Source organism: Nonomuraea lactucae, assembly GCF_003313395.1.
GTDB classification, from domain to species: domain Bacteria; phylum Actinomycetota; class Actinomycetes; order Streptosporangiales; family Streptosporangiaceae; genus Nonomuraea; species Nonomuraea lactucae.
Window position 1 is genome coordinate 1 of sequence record NZ_QNFZ01000201.1, and the last position, 18,473, is coordinate 18,473.

Below are 18,473 nucleotides of genomic sequence, written 5' to 3' on the forward strand. Positions count from 1 at the left end.
CACCGGCCGCTGCGCCTGCTGCGGGGCGGGATAGCCAGCCACCCGCTGGTCGGCGCGCGGCGCGGGCGGGCGCGCAGCCATCGGCGCCGGGACGTAGGGAGGCGGCCGCTCGTCCTGCCGCGGCCTCGGGCGTTCGTACTCGACCGGCGGCAGCAGGTCGGAGAACGTGTCCATGGTCCGCGTCCGCGTCGAGAGCTTCTTCGTCGCGGTGGGCGAGCCCTGCGGCGGCGTCTCGTGGAACGTGGTCACCGACGGGTCGAGCGCCCTGGCCATCCGCAGCAGCTCCTGGGCACTGGGCCGGGCGGCCGGCTCGACGTTCAGAGCGCGGCTGAGCCACCCGCGCAGCCACGCGGGCGCCTTGTCCAGCTGGGCTCGGCCTTCCATGATGTTGAAGCAGACCGCCTCGAACGTGCCGGTGCCGAACGGCGGCGCGCCCGTCGCGGCGAAGAACACCGTCGAGGCCAGCGCGTGCACGTCGGCCGCCTGTGTGATCTCCGAGTCACGGATGATCTCGGGCGCCAGGTAGCCGGGCGTGCCGACGAACATCCCCGTCTGGGTCAGCCTGGTGGCGTTGACCAGGTGGGCGATGCCGAAGTCGATGACCAGCGGCTCGCCGCCGACCAGCATGACGTTGGACGGCTTGAAGTCACGGTGGATCACGTCGGCGGCGTGGATGGACACCAGCGCCTGGCAGAGCCCGCGGGCCAGCTTGATCACCTCGCGCGCGCTCAGCGCGCCGTCCGCCAGGACGGTGTCCTCCAGCGTGCGGCCCGGCGCGAAGCGGGTCACCACGTACGGCTGGCCGCCGACCAGCTCGGCGTCGAGCACCTCGGCGACGTACGGGCTGCGCACCCGGCGCATCGTCTCGACCTCGCGGGTGAGCCGGTCTCGCGCCTTGAGGTCGGCTGCCACGTGCGGGTGCAGCACCTTGATGGCCACCTCGCGCCCCTCGGAGTCGACGCCGAGGTGGACAACCCCCATGCCACCCTCGCCGATCTTCCGCACCACCCGGTAAGGGCCGAGCCGCTCCGGCGCCTGGGTGTTGCCCGTGCTCATCGCCACCGTCCCCGCGTCATCCCCCCGAGTTTCCTTTCAGTCCGTTGAGCTGCTCCACCACAGGTCCGACGTCCACCGGAGTCCATACGGCCCTCCTCGCGTTGTCCCTGAAAGTGCCGTAGGCGAGGACCAGCGAGAGCGCGGCGGCCGCCGCGAGCACTCCCGCCAACACCATCGCCGCTGTTCTCGAGGGTACGAGGGATGAGAGGGTCCTGCGCATCTGGCGGCCAGGTCCCTCCACTCCCGGTCCCGCGCAGAGCGTCCACAGAGCCACCGCCGAACCCCAGGCCAGCGCGTTGTGGGGGTCGGTGCCGACCACCACGGTGAGCAGCAGCGTCACCGGCAGGCCGAGGATGAGCGCGTAGAGCGTCAGCGCGAGCGTCATGCCCACGGACTTGGCCAGAGCCTTGGGATGGCCGAACACCCTGACCACGTCGAGCGCCGCCGACCCGGTCGAGCGGCGCGCGGTGAGCTCGCGCTGCGCCAGGTCGGCCGCGCGCAGCAGCACCGCGACGGGGATGGCGACCACGGCCACCAGCACGGGCGCCAGCACGGCCGCCGCGATCATGACGACCAGCAGCATCGCGCTCGCCACGCCGTACGCCTTGGAACGCTGAAGCGCCTGGCCCGGACGCGCGCCCGGGATGAACGGCTCGCGCCTGGTCTGGGGGTCGAGGGGATACTGCGCCTGCGCCGGGATGTAGGGGGGCGGCGGCTGCTGGAGTGGGCGCTGCTGCTGCACCGGACCGGGAGACGGCTGCGGCATGGGACCGGGCGACGGCTGGGGCGCCGGGCCGGGCGACCCGGAGCTGGGCGACCCGGAGCCGGGCCACCCGGTGGGCCTGCCGTAGTCGGGCGTGTCGGGCCGTACGCGCCTGGTGGGGACGTCCGCCTCGTGCGGCGGCACCTGGGAGACGTGGTTGCCGGCCTGCGGGGACGCCTGCCAGGGCTGCTGCGGGCCGCTGTCGCGCTGCATCCGGCGCAGCTCCTCGGGCGTCACCCTGCGGGTCGGCCACGGGTCGCCCTGGTCGGGGAGGAGCGAGACGTACGGCTCCTGCTGGTGGGGCGGCAGCCCCCCTTGCGGCGGGAACCCTTGGGACGGGTGCGACGGCTGGCCGCTCTGCGGCGGCGCGGAGCGGGCCTGGTGACCTTCGATGAGCTGCCTCGGCGTCACGGGCGGCGTCGAGATCTCGTACGCCGGCCGGCTGTCGACGGGCGTGGGCGGCGGAAGGTCGGGCCGCGGCACCGTGGAGATCTCGTCCGGCACTTGGCTGAACTTCTTGGGCAGCATCCGGGCGGTCTGCTCGGCCAGCTCGGGCGCCTTCGGGCGCTTGGCCGGGTTGCGCTGGAAGGCCGCCTTGAGCAGCGGCTGCAGGGGCGCGGGAGCCGCGCTGACGTCGGCCTTGCCCGCGGTGATGTTGTAGAAGATCATCTCCAGCGTGCCCTTGCCGAACGGCGGCTGGCCGGTGGCGGCGTAGAGCAGCGTGCCCGCCCAGGCGTGGACGTCCACCTCGGGCCCCGCCTCCTGTCCCTCGATGATCTCGGGGGCCAGGAAGCCGGGCGTGCCGATGAACATGCCCGTCTGGGTCAGCCTGGTGGCGTCGACGGCCTGGGCGATGCCGAAGTCGATCAGGACGGGCTCGCCGTCGATGATCAGCACGTTGCCCGGCTTGAGGTCGCGGTGGATCACGCCGACCGAGTGGACGGCGGCCAGCGCCGCGGCCACGCCGTGTGCGATCCGGACCAGCGCGGGCAGCTCCAGCGGCCCCTCGTCCTTGACGATCTCGTCCAGTGAGCGTCCGGCGACGTATCTGGTGACGATGTACGGGCGATGACCGGTGACGTCGGCGTCGAGCACCTCCGCGATGTAGGTGCTCCGCACCCGGCGCATGGTCTCGACCTCGCGCGACAGGCGCCGCCTGGCGACCTCGTCTCCGGCGACCTCGCCGCGCAGGACCTTGACCGCCACCTGCCGCCCCTGCGGGTCGACGGCGAGGTGGACAACGCCCATTCCGCCTTCACCTAGCCGCCTGAGCAGCCGGTAAGGGCCAAGTCGGTCATCGTTCATGGCATGAAGCACCATACCGGCTTATTCCCCGCCCACGAGATGAACCATGAGGCCACATTCCCACTCGTACAACGTCCGAATCGGGCCCATCGGTTTCCCATTCCACGGTCTCGAATTGGCTACAGCATTCAAAAGTCGCGGTGCGGGCTCGGGTGCCCGGTGGCTCAGATCGCCAGCGGAAGCACCTCCGCGCCCTTCAGCCCGGCCAGCGCGGCCCCCGGGACGGCCAGCTTGGACCGGCGCACTCCGCTCCCGATCACCACTCTCGGGTGCTCGGCGACGTCGGCGTCGACCAGGATCGGCCAGTCGCCGGGCAGGCCGAGCGGGGTGATGCCGCCGTATTCCATGCCTGTCAGCTCCACCGCCCGCGCCATCGGCGCGAAGCTCGCCTTGCGCGTGTCCAGGTGCCTGCGCACCACGCCGTTGACATCCACCCGCGCCGTCGCGAGCACCATGCAGGCCGCGTAGCGCGTCTCGCCGCCCCGCCTGCCGGCGACGACCACGCAGTTGGCCGACTCGTCGAGCCCGACACCGTAGCGCTCGCAGAACGCCGCCGTGTCGGCCAGCTCCGGGTCTATCTCGGCCACCTCCGCACCGGGGCCCAGCTCCGCGACGGCCCGCGCCACCGGCTCGGCCAGCAGGTCGGTCCGCTCGGTCGCGGGCATCCAGTGCAACGCCATCCCATCTCCTCGGTCGCTCCTCCAGGACCCTACGCCGCTCCAGGAGGCCGCGCGCGACGTCACGAGGACTGCAACACCCGTTGGTGCAGGTGGGTGACGACGCCACGGGCCGACTCCATGGCTCCCGCCTGCCAGGCGATCAGCTGGGTGAGCCAGTCGCCCGCGAAGTAAACCCTTCCGCTGGGACGTTGCAGAAGAGTGAACGCCGAATCAACGGACGGCCAGCGCACCCAGCCGCCCTGGATGTGCTCCTGGCGTTCCCAGGCGATCGAGACGCTGGACAGCAGGCCCTTGCCGTACTTGTCGCCGTGGATCTTCCTGCCCTGGGTGAGGGCGCGCCGCCTGCGGTCCTCGGGAGTGAGCGCGCCGTACAGCTCGGCGTGCTCGTCGGTGTTGTAGTAGCCGACGAGGACGCCGTGTTCGGCGTGGTAGTCGTGGGACGGATACCAGATGTGGGTGATGTCGAGGTCGGTCTCGGTGACGCCGCCGTAGATGCGGTCTTCGAGCTCCCACCAGCGTCTGCCGTACTCCAGGCCGATCTTGCCGGCGGCGACCGGGACGGGCGTCTTCAGTGCGGCGGTGACCTGGGCCCCCAGGTTGTGCGGGATGCGGGCGAGGACGTGCGGCGGGAGGGTGGCGACGCAGTAGTCGGCCTTGATCTGGCCGCCGTTCCACGTGACCTCGACGCCGTCGGCCAGATTGGTGATCTTGGTGACGCGGGCGCCGGTCCTGATCCTGTCGCTGCCCACTGCCTCGGCCAGCTTGGCGACGATCGCGTCCATGCCGCCGACCGGCTGGAACATCGGGGTCGCCTGGTCGTGGCCGAAGTCGTTGGTGATCGCACGGCCGGTGCCCGCGGCGAGCACGTCGTGGAGCCGGCCGGGGCCGGGCAGGGGGGTGCCGGCCTCCGTCGCCGGATATTTCAGGAAACCGCGCCGGGGAGAGCCTTGGTAGTCGAATTCGGGGCCGAGATCGCCGAACCTGCGCAGGAACTCCAGGAGCCTCTCCCGGTCGTCCTTGGTCATTTTCTGGTCGAGCGCACCGACATTTGTTGCCTTAGCCAACAATTCCGCGACATATCCGTACATGTCGGCGCGCGCGGTGCGGGCCCGCACGCTCTGCCCGTTCGTGTGCACGTACGCCTGGGCGTTGTTGTTCACGAACGTCTCGATCGGGACGCCCAGCTCGCGGCAGTAGTCGAGCGGGACCATCCACGGCGCGATCCGCCCGGGACCGGCGTTGAAGTAGACACCCTCGCCGAACCTGGCCTCCTGCGACGGGCCGTTGAGCTCGTCCAGCCGGTCGCCGCCGCGCAGCGTGAGGTTGCGCCCGCCGGCCTTCCCCCTGGCCTCCAGCACCGTGCAGTCGTACCCGGCCTTGCCCAGCTCGTACGCAGCGGTCAACCCGGCCACCCCGGCGCCCAGGATCACCACCTTGGCGGCGGCCCTGCCCCGCAGGGAGAAGTCGCCGGGCTGCGGGGGCGCGAACCGCATGTCCTGCCGGGCGGGCGCCAGCCCGAGTGCGCCCATGGCGGCGTACATGGCCCCCGCGCCACCGGCCGCCCCGATCCCGACGAGCAACCCGCGCCGGGTCAACGCCGCCCCCTCCACGCCCACCTCCCTGCGATCCGGCGCACCCTGCCACGCCCACCGAGCCCGCGACGACCGCTCCGCACCGTACACCCAGGGGGCGGCCGTCCGTCAGCCGTGGGGGCCGTCAGGACCCCCACGTCTCCACCCGGCGGATCTCGTCGTCCGTCATGAACCCCACGTGCTCGGCCATGAACGCGGCCGCCCGCTCGCGCCACGGGGCCGGGATCTCCTCGATCGACGGCGGGTAGCAGTGGTCCAGCCAGCTCGTGGACTCCTCGGTGGGCCGTAGGTGGTCGAGCGCCTTGGCGAACAGCGTGTGTTCGATGCCGGGCACGCGGGCCAGGCCGTACTCGATCATCTCCTGCCCGCCGTAAGGGGGCGGCAGGCGCCACTTGCGCGCCACGGGGCGGTCGGCGGTGATGGGCGTGTCGAGGGGTCGCCGCTCGACGGCGGCCAGGATGAGCTCCTTGTACAGGCACTTGCCGCAGGTACGGCACGGGCCGTCCGTCCCGCGCAGGCACCATCGGACCTGATCCTTGAGATCCGAGTTCACGGCCAGCCGCATGGTGACCGCCTCGCTCACCCCGCCGACGGGCAGCACGATGTGCACGCCCACCGCGGCGAACAACCGTCCCCACGCGCCGTGCGGCGCCCACAGGACGTTGTCGGGCGTGTAGCGCAGCACGTAGCGGTCGCCGCCGAGCCATCGCGAGCCCAGCTCGTACCCGAATCCCAGCCCGCCGAGGCCCAGCCGGTCCGCCAGCAGCAGCGCCCCGGCCGCGACGGCGTGGTGCTCGGGATAGCCCGGCCGGGGCTCGGCCAGCGTGAACTCCAGGTCGGACCCGACGACGGTCAGGTCACGCCCGGTGCGCTCGGCGAGCTTGGCCAGGACGTCGGAGCGGTAGTGCGGCCACCGGTTCGGGACCCGGGGATGCGACACCCGCCTGAAGTGCACGAAGGGCGCGTCGGGGTAGACGGCCGCCGCCGCCACGGAGTCCGCGCCGCCGCTGTAGGAGATCGCCAGCGTCCGCCCGGCACGGCGGGGCTCGGCTCCCACGGGACCGGCCTCGATCCCCCACCCGTCGTGTAACGCGGCCGCCACCTCGGCCGAGACGGCTCGATCGAAGGTGATCTTCCGGCGTGTCCATGGGGCCACGACGGTCCAGGCGGCCACGGCGAAGAGGTCGGGGTGCGCGTCGTCGGGTACGCCGGACAGGGCGCAGGAGTTGATCGCCAGCTTGACGGGGTAACCGTCGGCGGCCCTGCCGGTGATCTCGTCCTCGGGGTCGAGGCGGAAACCCAGTTCACCGCCCGTCCAGGTCACACGCACGGCCGCTCCTCGGAGGAGGTGGGGGCGGCGGTGAGGCGGGACCTGAGTTCGTCGATGGCCTGCCAGACCAGGACCTCGTTCTGCAGCACGCCGTCCAGCGCCTTGGCGGTCTCCTGGGCCAGGCGGTGCGTGTCGTCGATCCTGGCTTTGTCAGGCGCCGTCTTGTCAGGCGCCGTCTTGTCGGACGCCGCCGCCGCGCCGGCCCGCCGCGTGTCGGCGGCGGGCGGCCTGGCGTTCCTGAGGCGTTCGACCTCGGCCTGCAGCGCCGCCATCTCGCGCCGCAGGGTCTGCACCTCCCAGAGCGCGTCCCTGATGTCTTGGCGGTGGTCGGCGATGGAGATGTAGCGGGCATCGAACCACGTGCGCACGGCTTTACGCAGCCGAGCGGGGACCAGGACGCGCATCATGAAACGCCACCATAGTGGTAAACCGCCGCCTAACAGGATGCGGTTCGCAACCCGCTCCGGTGAGGGTCAGCGGCCGGTGAAGGTGGGCTTGCCCTTCTCGGTGAAGGCCGTCATGCCGATGCGGGCGTCGTCCGTGGCGAACATGCCGGAGAACTGCAGTCGCTCGATCTCCAGCCCCGTGTCGAGGTCGGTCTCCAGGCCGTGGTCCACGGCCTGCTTGGCCGCCCGGAGCGCGACCGTCGGGCCGCCGGCGAAGGTGGACGCCCATTCCAGGGCCGCCGTGTAGACGTCGGCGTCGGGCACGACCCTGTCGACCAGGCCGATGGCGAGGGCCTCGGTGGCGGTGACGTGCCGGCCGCTGTAGATGAGGTCCTTGGCTCGGGACGGGCCGATCAGGCGCGGCAGTCGCTGGGTGCCTCCGGCGCCGGGGATGAGGCCGAGCTGGATCTCGGGCTGGCCGAGCCTGGCCGACTCTCCGGCGAGGCGGAAGTCGGCGCACAGGGCGAGCTCGCAGCCGCCGCCCAGCGCGTAGCCGGTGACGGCCGCGATCACGGGCTTGCCGATGCGGGCGACGGCGGTGAAGCACTCCTGGAGGGGGCCGGAGTGGAGCGCCATCTCGGCGTAGGACATGGTCAGCATCTCCTTGATGTCGACCCCTGCGGCGAAGACGCGCTCGCCGCCGTAGACGACCACCGCGTGCACGGCCGGGTCCGCGTCGACCGCGCGGGCCGCCTCGCCGATCTCCTGCTGCATCCGGCCGTTGAGGGCGTTCATCTTCGGACGATCAAGCCTGATCGTGGCGATCTGGTCGGCCACCTCTACGCGTACGAACTCACCCATGCCCGGAACCCTACAAGAGGCCCGGAACGCGCTCCCGTAATCTTGAGACGCTTGACTGCCCCGCCGAGGGCGGCAGCTGGTACACCGAGGCGATGTACCGCTCGTCGGCCAGGCTGGTGCGCTACCTGGCCATGAGGCACGGCGTGCCGCTGGACCGGGCGCACATCCTCGGCCACGACAACGTGCCGGGCACGCTCCCCACCACGGTCAAGGGCATGCACGAGGACCCGGGCCCGTTCTGGGACTGGGCCCACTACTTCGAGCTGATGGGCGCTCCGCTGCACCCGTTCGGCGGCTCCCGGTCCGGCTCGGTCATGATCAAGCCCGACTACGCCACGAACAGGCCGTACTTCTACGGCTGCGACCGCGAGAACCCGTCGAACCCCTGCCCGCCGCTCCCCGCCTCCACGGTGTGGCTGCGCACCGAGCCGCGCGCCGACGCGCCGCTGGCCAAGGACATCGGCAAGCACCCGACCGGCGACTCGCTCTACAGCGTGTACGACCACAGCGCCCGCGCCGCCACCGGCCAGCGCTTCGCCGTGGCCGACCGGCGGGGCGACTGGACCGCCATCTGGTACCTCGGCCAGAAGGCCTGGTTCCACAACCCGGCCTCCGCGCCGACCGCCGTCCCGTCCATGGGCCTCGTGGTGACCCCCAGGCCGGGCCTCGCCACGGTCCCCGTGTACGGCCGGGCGTACCCGGAGAAGGAGGCGTACCCGGCGGACGTCCCGTACCAGGCGGTCACCCCGCTGCAGTACACCTTCTCGGCGGGCGAGAAGTACACGCTGGCCGGCTCCGCCGCCACGGAGTACTACCGGGCCGTCACCTTCGACCCGGCGAACCACCGGGTGGTGCGGGGCAGGACGCGGTATCTGCGGGTCCAGTTCGGGCACCGGGTGATGTTCGTCAAGGCCGACGACGTGCGGATCGGCTTCGCCGGCTAGCCGGCGGCCCGGTCCGGGACAGGCTCAGCCTCTCCGGCCGGCGGCCGACGAGCGCCGGGTGAAGTCCTCGACGGCGCGCCTGGTGCTCTGCAGCGCCTCCTGGGAGGTGTCGAACGTGCGCTGGGCGACGCCGACGAACAGGCAGTCGACGACGAGGAGCTGGCTGATGCGGCTGGCCAGGGCCCCGGGACGGAACTCCGTCTCGCGCCCGGCCGAGATCAGCACGTGCTCGGCCAGCCCCGCGATGGCGGAGCGCGGGTTGTTGGTGATCGCGACGGTGGTCGCGCCGGCCTCCCCCGCCCTCGACAGCGGCTCCAGCACGTCGGGCGTCTCCCCCGACGTGCTGATGCCGACCGCGACGTCACCGGGCTTGAGCAGCACCGCGCTGGTCAGCGCGAGATGGGCGTCCTGGAAGGCGTGGCTGGACAGCCCGATGCGCAGCAGCTTCTGGGCGAGGTCCTCGGCGACGAGGCCGGAGGCGCCCACGCCGAAGGCGTCGATCCGCCTGGCCGTGGTGATGGCGTCGACGACCAGGCCGAGGCGCTCGGAGGTGAGCTGCGCGACCGTGTCGTTGATCGCCTCGGACTCGGCCCGCGCCACCTTCAGGATGACCTCCGACAGCGGATCGTCGGGGGCGAGGTCACCCGGCACCAGCCGGTCGGGCTGCGCGGCGGCCGCCGCCAGGGCCAGGCGGAGCTGCGGGTAGCCCGCGAAGCCCAGCAGCCTGGCCGTGCGCACGATCGTCGCCTCGCTGGTGCCGGAGGCGGCCGACAGCTCCGTGATGGTGCTGCGCGCCACCGTCGCCGGATCCTCGAGAATGAGGCGGGCGACGGTCTGGGCGGCGGGCGTCAGTGACGGCAGCACACCGCGGACCGTGGCCACCAGAGTGTCGGCCCGTAGGCCGTTCCCGCTGTCGTCCACAGTGTTGATTATGCCGGGCCGTCAAGGTCGTTCACGTGACTCCTCCGCTCCCTGAAGGGAGCGGCTTCTCGCTTTCCTCGGTTGAGGTAGGCGACGGACAAGCCCTGCCCGTTTCCGAACACAAGAACTATATCAGGGAAGCGATTCCCCTGCCGGGTGAACCCGGCAGTCCCCTCGCTAGATCGGATGGGCCCGTGGTCCCGTGCGCGCGGCCCGTTCTCCGGCCTCCGCGATCACCTGAGCGTGCCGTTCGTCATCCCGACGGGCGCCTCGGGCACGGTGATCAGGCCGAGCTCGGCCGGCGAGGCGGCGAGCGGATGGTGCGGCACCACGCGGACGGTGTAGCCGAACGGGCCGGTGCGGTCGAGCGGGACCACGCCGGTGTACTGGACGCGGCCGTCGTCGTCCACGTCGCCGGGCGTGAGGGCCAGGTAGGACGGGTGGACCAGCTCGTCGTGCGGGCCGACCTTGCCGTAGGCGGCCTGGACCAGCACGTCGTCGGGCTTCAGGTCGCCGAGCGCGATCGTGGCGCGCAGCTCCAGCGAGGCCCCGACCTCGGGGGTGTCCTCGACGCCCGAGCCCTCGACGTGCTCCACCCGCACCCCCGGCCAGGCCTTGGCGACCCGCAGCCGCCAGGCGGCGAACGACTTGGCGCCCGCGTGGGAGCCGGCCGACAGCCCGCGGGCGGCCTCGGCCGCCGGGGTGTAGAGGCCGACCACGTAGTCGCGCAGCATCCGGCCGGCGAGCACCTTGGGCCCGAGCGAGGTCAGCGTGTGCTTGACCATCTCCAGCCAGCGGCGCGGCGGCCCGTCGGCCGCCCGGTCGTAGAACCGGTCGGACACCTCGTGCTCGATCAGGTCGTAGAGGGCGTTCGCCTCCAGCTCGTCGCGCCGGTCGGCGTCGACCACGCCGTCGGCCGTGGGGATCGCCCAGCCGTTGGTGCCGTCGTACCACTCGTCCCACCAGCCGTCGCGGATCGACAGGTTGAGCCCGCCGTTCAGCGCCGACTTCATGCCCGAGGTGCCGGACGCCTCCAGCGGCCGGAGGGGGTTGTTGAGCCAGACGTCGCAGCCCTGGACCATGAGCTGGCCGAGCGCCATGTCGTAGTCGGGGAGGAAGACGATGCGGTGGCGCACGTCGGCCTCGTCTGCGAACTTGACGATCTGCTGGATCAGCTTCTTGCCGCCCTCGTCGGCGGGGTGGGCCTTGCCCGCGATCACGATCTGGACGGGCTTGACGGGGTCGAGCAGCAGGCTCCTCAGCCGGTCGGGGTCGCGGAGCATGAGCGTGAGGCGCTTGTAGGAGGGGACGCGCCGGGCGAAGCCGATCGTCAGCACCTCGGGGTCGAGGGCGTCGTCGATCCAGCCGAGCTCGGCGTCGGAGGCGCCGCGGTCGCGCCACGCCTGGCGCAGCCTGACGCGGGCGCCCTCGACCAGGCGGCGCCGGAACGTGCTCCTGATCTCCCAGATGTCGGAGTCGGAGATCTTCTGCACGCCCTCCCAGCCGCGCGCCCGGTCGATCAGCGTGGGCAGCTCGCGTCCGGCCAGCTCCATCAGCTCGCGGCCCACCCAGGTCGGGGCGTGCACGCCGTTGGTGATCGAGCCGATCGGCACCTCGTCGAGGTCGAAGCCGGGCCAGAGGTCCTTGAACATCTCCCGGCTGACCGCGCCGTGCAGCTCCGACACGCCGTTGACGCGCTGGGCCAGCCGCATGCCCATGACCGCCATGTTGAACCGGCCCGGGTCCTCCTCCGCGCCGAGGGCCAGGATGCGGTCCAAGGGCACCGTCGGCCAGGCGTTGTCGCCGCCGAAGTGCCGCTCGATCATCTCGATCGGGAACCTGTCGATGCCGGCGGGCACGGGCGTGTGGGTGGTGAAGACCGTGCCGGCCCGGACCGCCTCCAGCGCCTCGTCGAACGACAGGCGGGCCTCGGTCAGCTCGCGGATCCGCTCCAAGCCGAGGAAGCCGGCGTGGCCCTCGTTGGTGTGGAACACCTCGGGCTCGGGGTGGCCGGTGATGCGGCAGTAGGCGCGGATGGCCCGCACGCCGCCCACGCCGAGCAGCAGCTCCTGCATGAGCCTGTGGTCGGTGCCGCCGCCGTAGAGCCGGTCGGTGACGTCGCGGGCGGCGGTGTCGTTGTCGGCCACGTCGGAGTCGAGCAGCAGCAGCGGGACCCGGCCGACCTGGGCCACCCAGAGCTGGGCGTACAGGGCGCGGCCGTCGGGCAGGCCGATCCGGATCTTGAGCGGGGTGCCGTCCTCCTCCTTCAGCAGGGTCAGCGGCAGCCCGCCCGCGTCGAGCGACGGGTAGTGCTCGAGCTGCCAGCCCTCCGGGGAGAGCGACTGGGTGAAGTAGCCGTGCCGGTAGAGGAGTCCGACGGCGAGGATGGGCACGCCCAGGTCGCTGGCGGCCTTGAGGTGGTCTCCGGCCAGGATGCCGAGCCCTCCGGAGTACTGCGGGAGGGGGGCGGCGATCCCGTACTCGGGGGAGAAGTAGGCGATGGCGCGGGCGGCGCCCGGCAGCGTCTGGTGCCACCGGGGCGCGGTCATGTACTCGCGCAGGTCGTCGGCCGCGTCGGCGAGGCGGCGCAGGAAGCGGCGGTCGGCGGCCAGCTCGGCCAGCCGGCCCGGGTCGACGGCGCCGAGCAGGGCCACCGGGTCGTGCCCCACCTGCTCCCACAGGCGCGGGTCGACCTCGGCGAACAGGTCCGTGGTCTCGGGATGCCAAGACCACCGCAAATTGTGCACCAGCTCGCCGAGTGCGGCCAGCTCCCGGGGCAAGACGGTGCGTACGGTAAACCGGCGGATAGCTCTCACGTTTGTGCACCCTATGGGCTAGGAGGGACTTCTCAGACCCTCACCCCCAGCAGTGGCGTTCAAACCCCTTCCGGGAAGAAGCATGAAGAGGGAGTATTGGGGCAACTTCCACCATTGTCGGTTCTCCCGGGGACACGGGAGGTCTATCCACTGCTGCCCACAATTTACATGCAAGGATCGTTCTTGCCACGGAAGCCTCCGGCGGTACCGAGCGTGCCGCCGCAACCTTGAGATGCGATGATCGGAAGAATTCCCGTCACGGACATCCACCCCGTCGTCGACTGCGGGCAGTGGCCCGCCAAGGCGGTCGCCGGCGAGACCTTCGAGGTCTCGGCGACCGTCTTCCGAGAGGGCCACGACGCCGTGGCCGCCGGCGTGGTGCTCACCTCGCCCGACGGCCAGCGTGGCCGCCTGAAACCGATGCGCGAGCTGGCGCCCGGCACCGACCGGTGGGGCGTCGAGGTCTGCCTGCCCACCGAGGGCGAGTGGCTGTTCCGCGTGGAGGCGTGGAGCGATCCCATCGCGACGTGGCTGCACGACGCCGAGATCAAGATCCCGCGCGGCATGGACGTCGAGCTGATGTGCGAGGAGGGCGCGCGGCTGTTCGAGCGCGCGGCCCGCGGCGTACGGCAGGCCGACTGCCCGGCCCCGAACGGGCGGACGAATCCGCAGGCCAGGAACGGGCACATCCCCGCGCAGCCCACCGGCGGCAAGGCGACCGCCAAGGCGTCGGTCAAGGCCCCCGCCAAGGTCTCGGCCAAGGTCTCGGCCAAGGGCTCGGCCAAGGGCTCCACCGGCAAGGGCGGCAACGGCGAGAGCGCCTGCGGGCACCGGGCCGCGCTGCTCACGATCGCCGCCACCCTGCGGGACGAGCGGCTCGATCCGCGTGCCCGGCTGTCCGTGGCGCAGATGCCCGAGACGGCGTCCCTGCTGGAGGCGCATCCGCTCCGTGACCTGGTGACCAGGTCACGGCCGCGGAAGATCAGGGTCGAGCGGCGCAGGGCCCTGTACGGCTCGTGGTACGAGTTCTTTCCCAGGTCGGAGGGGGCGATCGTCGACGGGTCGGGCGTGTCGAAGTCCGGCACGTTCCAGACGGCGGCCAGGCGGCTGCCGGCCGTCGCCAAGATGGGCTTCGACGTCGTCTACCTGCCGCCCGTCCACCCGATCGGGCACGCGTTCCGCAAGGGGCGCAACAACACGCTCAGCCCGGAGCCCGACGAGCCCGGCTCGCCGTGGGCGATCGGCTCGGAGGACGGCGGGCACGACGCCGTCCATCCCGATCTGGGCACGATCGAGGACTTCGACGAGTTCGTCGGCCGGACCCGCGAGCTGGGCATGGAGGTGGCGCTCGACCTGGCCCTGCAGTGCTCCCCCGACCATCCGTGGGTCAAGGAGCACCCGGAGTGGTTCACGATCCGGGCGGACGGGTCGATCGCGTACGCCGAGAACCCGCCGAAGAAGTATCAGGACATCTACCCGCTGAACTTCGACAGGGACCCGGAGGGCATCTACGCCGAGGTCAAGCGGGTGGTGCGGCACTGGATGGACCACGGGGTGCGGATCTTCCGCGTGGACAACCCGCACACCAAGCCGGTGGGGTTCTGGGAGCGGCTGCTGGCCGACATCCGCGCGACCGACCCGGACGTGGTCTTCCTGGCGGAGGCGTTCACCCGGCCGGCGATGCTGCAGACGCTGGCCAAGATCGGCTTCCACCAGTCCTACACGTACTTCACGTGGCGCAACTCCAAGCAGGAGGTGGAGAGCTACTTCTCGGAGCTGGCGCACGAGACGTCGCACTTCCTGCGGCCCAACCTGTTCGTCAACACGCCGGACATCCTGCACGAGTACCTCCAGCACGGCGGGTTGCCGGCGTTCAAGGTCAGGGCCGTGCTGGCCGCGCTGGCCTCACCGACGTGGGGCGTGTATTCGGGGTACGAGCTCGGAGAAAACATCCCAGTTCGCCCAGGAAGCGAGGAATACCTGGATAGCGAGAAATATCAGTACAGACCTCGCGAATGGGAAGTAGCTGAGCGAGAGGGTCGTACTCTGGCGCCCTTCATCACTCACCTGAATTTGTTCCGAAGAGCCCATCCGGCACTGCAGGAATTGCGTAACCTACGGTTCCACCGGGTCGACCAACCGGACATGCTCTGCATGTCCAAGCGGCTCCCGGGCGCCTACGACACGGCCACACGACGGCACGGCCTGGGCGACGTGGTCCTGGCGGTCATCAACCTCGACCCGCACCACACCCACGAGGCGATGGTGGACCTCGACCTGCCGGCGCTCGGGCTCGACTGGAACGCGGAGTTCGTCGTGGACGACGAACTGTCCGGCGAGTCGTATCGTTGGCGGCAGAGGAATTATGTGCGCCTCGACCCCCATATCCAGCCTGCCCACATCTTCACCGTACGAGCCGCGCCACGGTAGAACTGAATTCAGCGGGGAGTCTTCGACGTGTGTGAAAGCGCCTCCGTCATGAGCCCGGCTAGGGAGGGTTCATGAGCTCCACACCCATACCCAACCCCTTCGACGAGGAAAAGCCTCGCGACCCCTACTGGTACAAGCGTGCCGTCTTCTACGAGGTCCTGATCAGGGGTTTCGCCGACTCCAACGGCGATGGCACCGGCGACATCAAGGGCCTGATCGGCAAGCTCGACTACCTGCAGTGGCTCGGCGTCGACTGCCTCTGGCTCCTGCCCCTGTACGAGTCGCCGCTGCGCGACGGCGGCTACGACATCGCCGACTTCATGAAGATCCTGCCCGAGTTCGGTGACCTGGGCGACTTCGTGAAGCTCGTCGACGAGGCCCACAAGCGAGGCATGCGCGTCATCGCCGACCTGGTCATGAACCACACCAGCGACGCGCACCCCTGGTTCCAGGCCTCGCGCCACGACCCCGAGGGACCGTTCGGCGACTTCTACGTCTGGGCGGACAGCGACCAGGGCTACTCCGACGCCCGCATCATCTTCATCGACACCGAGACCTCCAACTGGACCTACGACCCGGTGCGCGGCCAGTACTACTGGCACCGGTTCTTCCACCACCAGCCCGACCTCAACTACGAGAACCCCGCCGTCCAGGACGCGATGCTGGAGGTCCTGCGCTTCTGGCTCGACCTCGGCATCGACGGCTTCCGGCTGGACGCGGTGCCCTACCTGTTCGAGGAGGAGGGCACCAACTGCGAGAACCTGCCGAAGACCCACGAGTACCTCAAGCGCATCCGGACCGAGGTGGACCGCCTCTACCCCGACACCGTGCTGCTCGCCGAGGCCAACCAGTGGCCCTCGGACGTGGTGGACTACTTCGGCGACCCGGTGGGCGGCGGCGACGAGTGCCACATGGCCTTCCACTTCCCGCTGATGCCGCGCATCTTCATGGCCGTGCGCCGCGAGTCGCGCTACCCCATCTCCGAGATCCTGGCCCAGACGCCCAAGATCCCGGAGAACTGCCAGTGGGGCATCTTCCTCCGCAACCACGACGAGCTGACGCTCGAGATGGTGACGGACGAGGAACGCGACTACATGTACGCCGAGTACGCCAAGGACCCCCGCATGCGGGCCAACGTCGGCATCCGGCGGCGGCTGGCCCCGCTGCTGGAGAACGACCGCAACCAGATCGAGCTGTTCACCGCGCTGCTCCTGTCGCTGCCCGGCTCGCCGGTGCTCTACTACGGCGACGAGATCGGCATGGGCGACAACATCTGGCTGGGCGACCGCGACGGCGTCCGCACCCCCATGCAGTGGGACCCCGACCGCAACGCCGGCTTCTCCGACTGCGACCCGGGGCGGCTCTACCTGCCGGTGATCATGGACCCGATCTACGGCTACCAGGGCCTCAATGTCGAGGCGCACCAGAAGAACGCCGGGTCGCTGCTCCACTGGACCCGGCGCATGATCGAGATCCGCAAGCGCCATCCGGTGTTCGGGCTGGGTGAGTTCATCGAGCTCAACTCCTCCAACCCGAGCGTCCTGGCGTTCGTCCGCGAGCTGGGCGACGACCGGATGCTCTGCGTCAACAACCTCTCCCGCTTCCCCCAGCCCGTCGAGCTCGACCTGCGGAGATTCGTCGGCGTCTCGCCTGTCGAGACGATGGGTGGAGTCCCATTCCCACCAATTGGCGAACTTCCGTATCTTTTGACTCTTCCTGGGCATGGTTTCTATTGGTTCACCCTGCCGCCGCCTCCCACCCAGTCGCCGCCACCCACTCTGGAGGAGTAGGAACGTGCTCCACGAGCTCCTTGCCGCATGGATCGGCCGCCAACGTTGGTTCGGCGGCAAGGGGCGCCCGATCGACAGCCTGTCGATCGAGTCGGACGTCACGATCGAGGCCGGCGACCCCGGCCTCCGCCACCTCGTCGTGTCGGTGTGGCAGGGCGGCTCGCGCGAGCGCTACCAGGTGCTCCTGGGCATGCGCGGCGAGCTGCCCGACCGGTTGAAGCACGCCCTCATCGGGCAGCACGGCCCCTACGCCTTCGAGGGCGGCCCCGAGCGGGAGGAGTGGTACGCCTACGACGCCGTCCACGACCCGGCGCTGACGGCCTGGCTGCTCGACTGCATGGCGCAGGAGTGCGACTGGGGCGAGGTCCGCTTCCGGCACATGCCAGGCGTCACCATCGACACCTCCCTGCGCAGCCTGGTGCTCGGCGCCGAGCAGTCCAACAGCTCGCTGGTGTACGGCGACGCCTACATCTGCAAGCTCTTCCGCCGCCTCATCCCCGGGGTGAACCCCGAACTGGAGATCGTCACCGCCCTGGCGGCCCACGACGCCCCGCACATCGCCCAGCCGTACGGGTGGATCGAGACCGACCTCGACGGGACGCCGACCACGCTGGCGATCATGCAGGAGTACCTCTCCAACTCCAACGACGGCTGGGACCTCGCGCTCGCCAGCGTCCGCGACTTCTACGGCTCCATGCTCGACGTCAGCGCGGCCGAGGCGGGCGGCGACTTCGCGGCCGAGTCCTTCCGGCTGGGCACGGCCACCGCCCGCGTCCACCAGGAGCTGGCCCTCGCCTTCCCCACGGACGTCATCGAGATGCACGAGGTCAAGCGGATGGCCGAGGCGTTCAGGCGCAAGCTGGGCCGGGCCGTGGCGGAGGTGCCCGAGCTGCGCGACCACGTCGGCGCGCTGGAGAGCGCCTACCACCGGGTCGAGGAGCTGACCAGCGAGGTGCCCGTGCAGCGGGTGCACGGCGACTACCACCTCGGCCAGGTGATGCGGACGACCACCGGCTGGGTGGTGCTGGACTTCGAGGGCGAGCCGGGCCAGCCGCTGGCCGAGCGCACGGCGCTGTCGTCGCCGCTGCGCGACGTGGCGGGGATGCTCCGCTCGTTCGACTACGCGGCCAGGCACCTGCTGGCCGGCCACCCCGACGCCGAGCTGCTGGAGGGCCGGGCCGAGGAGTGGTCGGAGCGCAACCGGGCCGCGTTCCTCGACGGGTACGCCGAGGGCGGCGGGTCGATCTCCACGGGTGACGCCGCCCTGCTGCGCGCCTTCGAGCTGTCGAAAGCGGTGTACGAGGTCGTCTACGAGGCCCGCAACCGGCCCTCGTGGGTGGGCATCCCGCTGGCCGCCTTCCGCCGCGACGACCTCTGACGGTCGCGCGGCGGCACGCCCGGGCGCGCGAATATCGCCGTTCGGCTCACAACCGAGCCCGCTCCGATTACTCTTCGCATGGACTCGTAAACGCGGAGTAAAGGAGTCGCCATGCGGCGAGTGGTGGTGCTCGCGGCCTCCGGGGTGGTGGCCGCGGGGCTCGCGGCCTGTGTCCTGCTGCTGACGGGTGACGGCACGCCGGGCGGCGCGGGCACGGCACG

The 18,473-nt window shown here is 70.9% G+C and carries 12 protein-coding genes and 1 pseudogene; 4 read left to right on the forward strand and 9 right to left on the reverse strand.

The genetic code is table 11. The features are described from left to right. From DQW85_RS12665 to DQW85_RS12695, 7 genes are all read right to left on the reverse strand, one after another. The coding region (locus tag DQW85_RS12665) for a serine/threonine-protein kinase (RefSeq protein WP_162794935.1) at nucleotides 1-1,056 on the reverse strand (1,056 nt) is incomplete at its 3' end. Nucleotides 1,057-1,072: 16 nt separating this feature from the next. After that, on the reverse strand, nucleotides 1,073-3,139 hold the full coding sequence (locus tag DQW85_RS12670) for a protein kinase domain-containing protein (protein ID WP_113700524.1): 2,067 nt from the start codon (nucleotides 3,137-3,139) through the stop codon (nucleotides 1,073-1,075). 149 nt (nucleotides 3,140-3,288) lie between these two features. Continuing rightward, nucleotides 3,289-3,804 carry a YbaK/EbsC family protein gene (locus tag DQW85_RS12675; RefSeq protein WP_113700525.1) on the reverse strand — a complete coding sequence of 172 codons (516 nt, stop codon included), beginning with the start codon at nucleotides 3,802-3,804 and terminating at the stop codon, nucleotides 3,289-3,291. 59 nt (nucleotides 3,805-3,863) lie between these two features. Continuing rightward, nucleotides 3,864-5,414, reverse strand: coding sequence for a flavin monoamine oxidase family protein (locus DQW85_RS12680; protein WP_240197129.1), 1,551 nt, complete (start codon nucleotides 5,412-5,414; stop codon nucleotides 3,864-3,866). A 106-nt stretch (nucleotides 5,415-5,520) separates the two neighbouring features. Next, nucleotides 5,521-6,726 (reverse strand): DUF6395 domain-containing protein, encoded by a 1,206-nt coding sequence (locus DQW85_RS12685; protein ID WP_113700526.1) that lies wholly within the window; start codon nucleotides 6,724-6,726, stop codon nucleotides 5,521-5,523. Continuing rightward, the gene (locus tag DQW85_RS12690; RefSeq protein WP_113700527.1) at nucleotides 6,717-7,133 is read right to left on the reverse strand and encodes a hypothetical protein; all 417 of its coding nucleotides are present in this window, start codon (nucleotides 7,131-7,133) and stop codon (nucleotides 6,717-6,719) included. Before DQW85_RS12690 ends, DQW85_RS12685 begins: the two co-directional genes overlap by 10 nt. Nucleotides 7,134-7,199: 66 nt before the next feature. Next, entirely contained in the window at nucleotides 7,200-7,973 is a 774-nt protein-coding gene (locus tag DQW85_RS12695; RefSeq protein WP_113700528.1) for an enoyl-CoA hydratase/isomerase family protein, read from the reverse strand. 80 nt (nucleotides 7,974-8,053) lie between these two features. On the opposite strand from DQW85_RS12695, the pseudogene DQW85_RS12700 reads away from it, so the two are divergent. Beyond that, nucleotides 8,054-8,917, forward strand: a pseudogene (locus DQW85_RS12700) (N-acetylmuramoyl-L-alanine amidase); the annotation flags it as partial. Between the two features lie 24 nt (nucleotides 8,918-8,941). On the opposite strand, the gene DQW85_RS12705 reads toward DQW85_RS12700, so the two are convergent. Continuing rightward, on the reverse strand, nucleotides 8,942-9,838 hold the full coding sequence (locus DQW85_RS12705; RefSeq protein ID WP_113700529.1) for a MurR/RpiR family transcriptional regulator: 897 nt from the start codon (nucleotides 9,836-9,838) through the stop codon (nucleotides 8,942-8,944). Between the two features lie 233 nt (nucleotides 9,839-10,071). Further along, entirely contained in the window at nucleotides 10,072-12,654 is a 2,583-nt protein-coding gene (gene glgP / locus DQW85_RS12710) for an alpha-glucan family phosphorylase (RefSeq protein ID WP_113700530.1), read from the reverse strand. 237 nt (nucleotides 12,655-12,891) lie between these two features. On the opposite strand from glgP, the gene DQW85_RS12715 reads away from it, so the two are divergent. The 3 genes from DQW85_RS12715 (at nucleotide 12,892) to DQW85_RS12725 (ending at nucleotide 18,252) form a co-directional block, all read left to right on the forward strand. Then, nucleotides 12,892-15,084: an alpha-1,4-glucan--maltose-1-phosphate maltosyltransferase gene (locus DQW85_RS12715; protein ID WP_113700531.1), complete on the forward strand. Its 2,193-nt coding sequence runs from the start codon at nucleotides 12,892-12,894 to the stop codon at nucleotides 15,082-15,084. 71 nt (nucleotides 15,085-15,155) lie between these two features. Beyond that, nucleotides 15,156-16,874 carry a maltose alpha-D-glucosyltransferase gene (treS, locus tag DQW85_RS12720; RefSeq protein ID WP_113700532.1) on the forward strand — a complete coding sequence of 573 codons (1,719 nt, stop codon included), beginning with the start codon at nucleotides 15,156-15,158 and terminating at the stop codon, nucleotides 16,872-16,874. A 4-nt stretch (nucleotides 16,875-16,878) separates the two neighbouring features. Next, the gene (locus DQW85_RS12725) at nucleotides 16,879-18,252 is read left to right on the forward strand and encodes a maltokinase N-terminal cap-like domain-containing protein (protein ID WP_113700533.1); all 1,374 of its coding nucleotides are present in this window, start codon (nucleotides 16,879-16,881) and stop codon (nucleotides 18,250-18,252) included. Nucleotides 18,253-18,473: the final 221 nt, after the last annotated feature.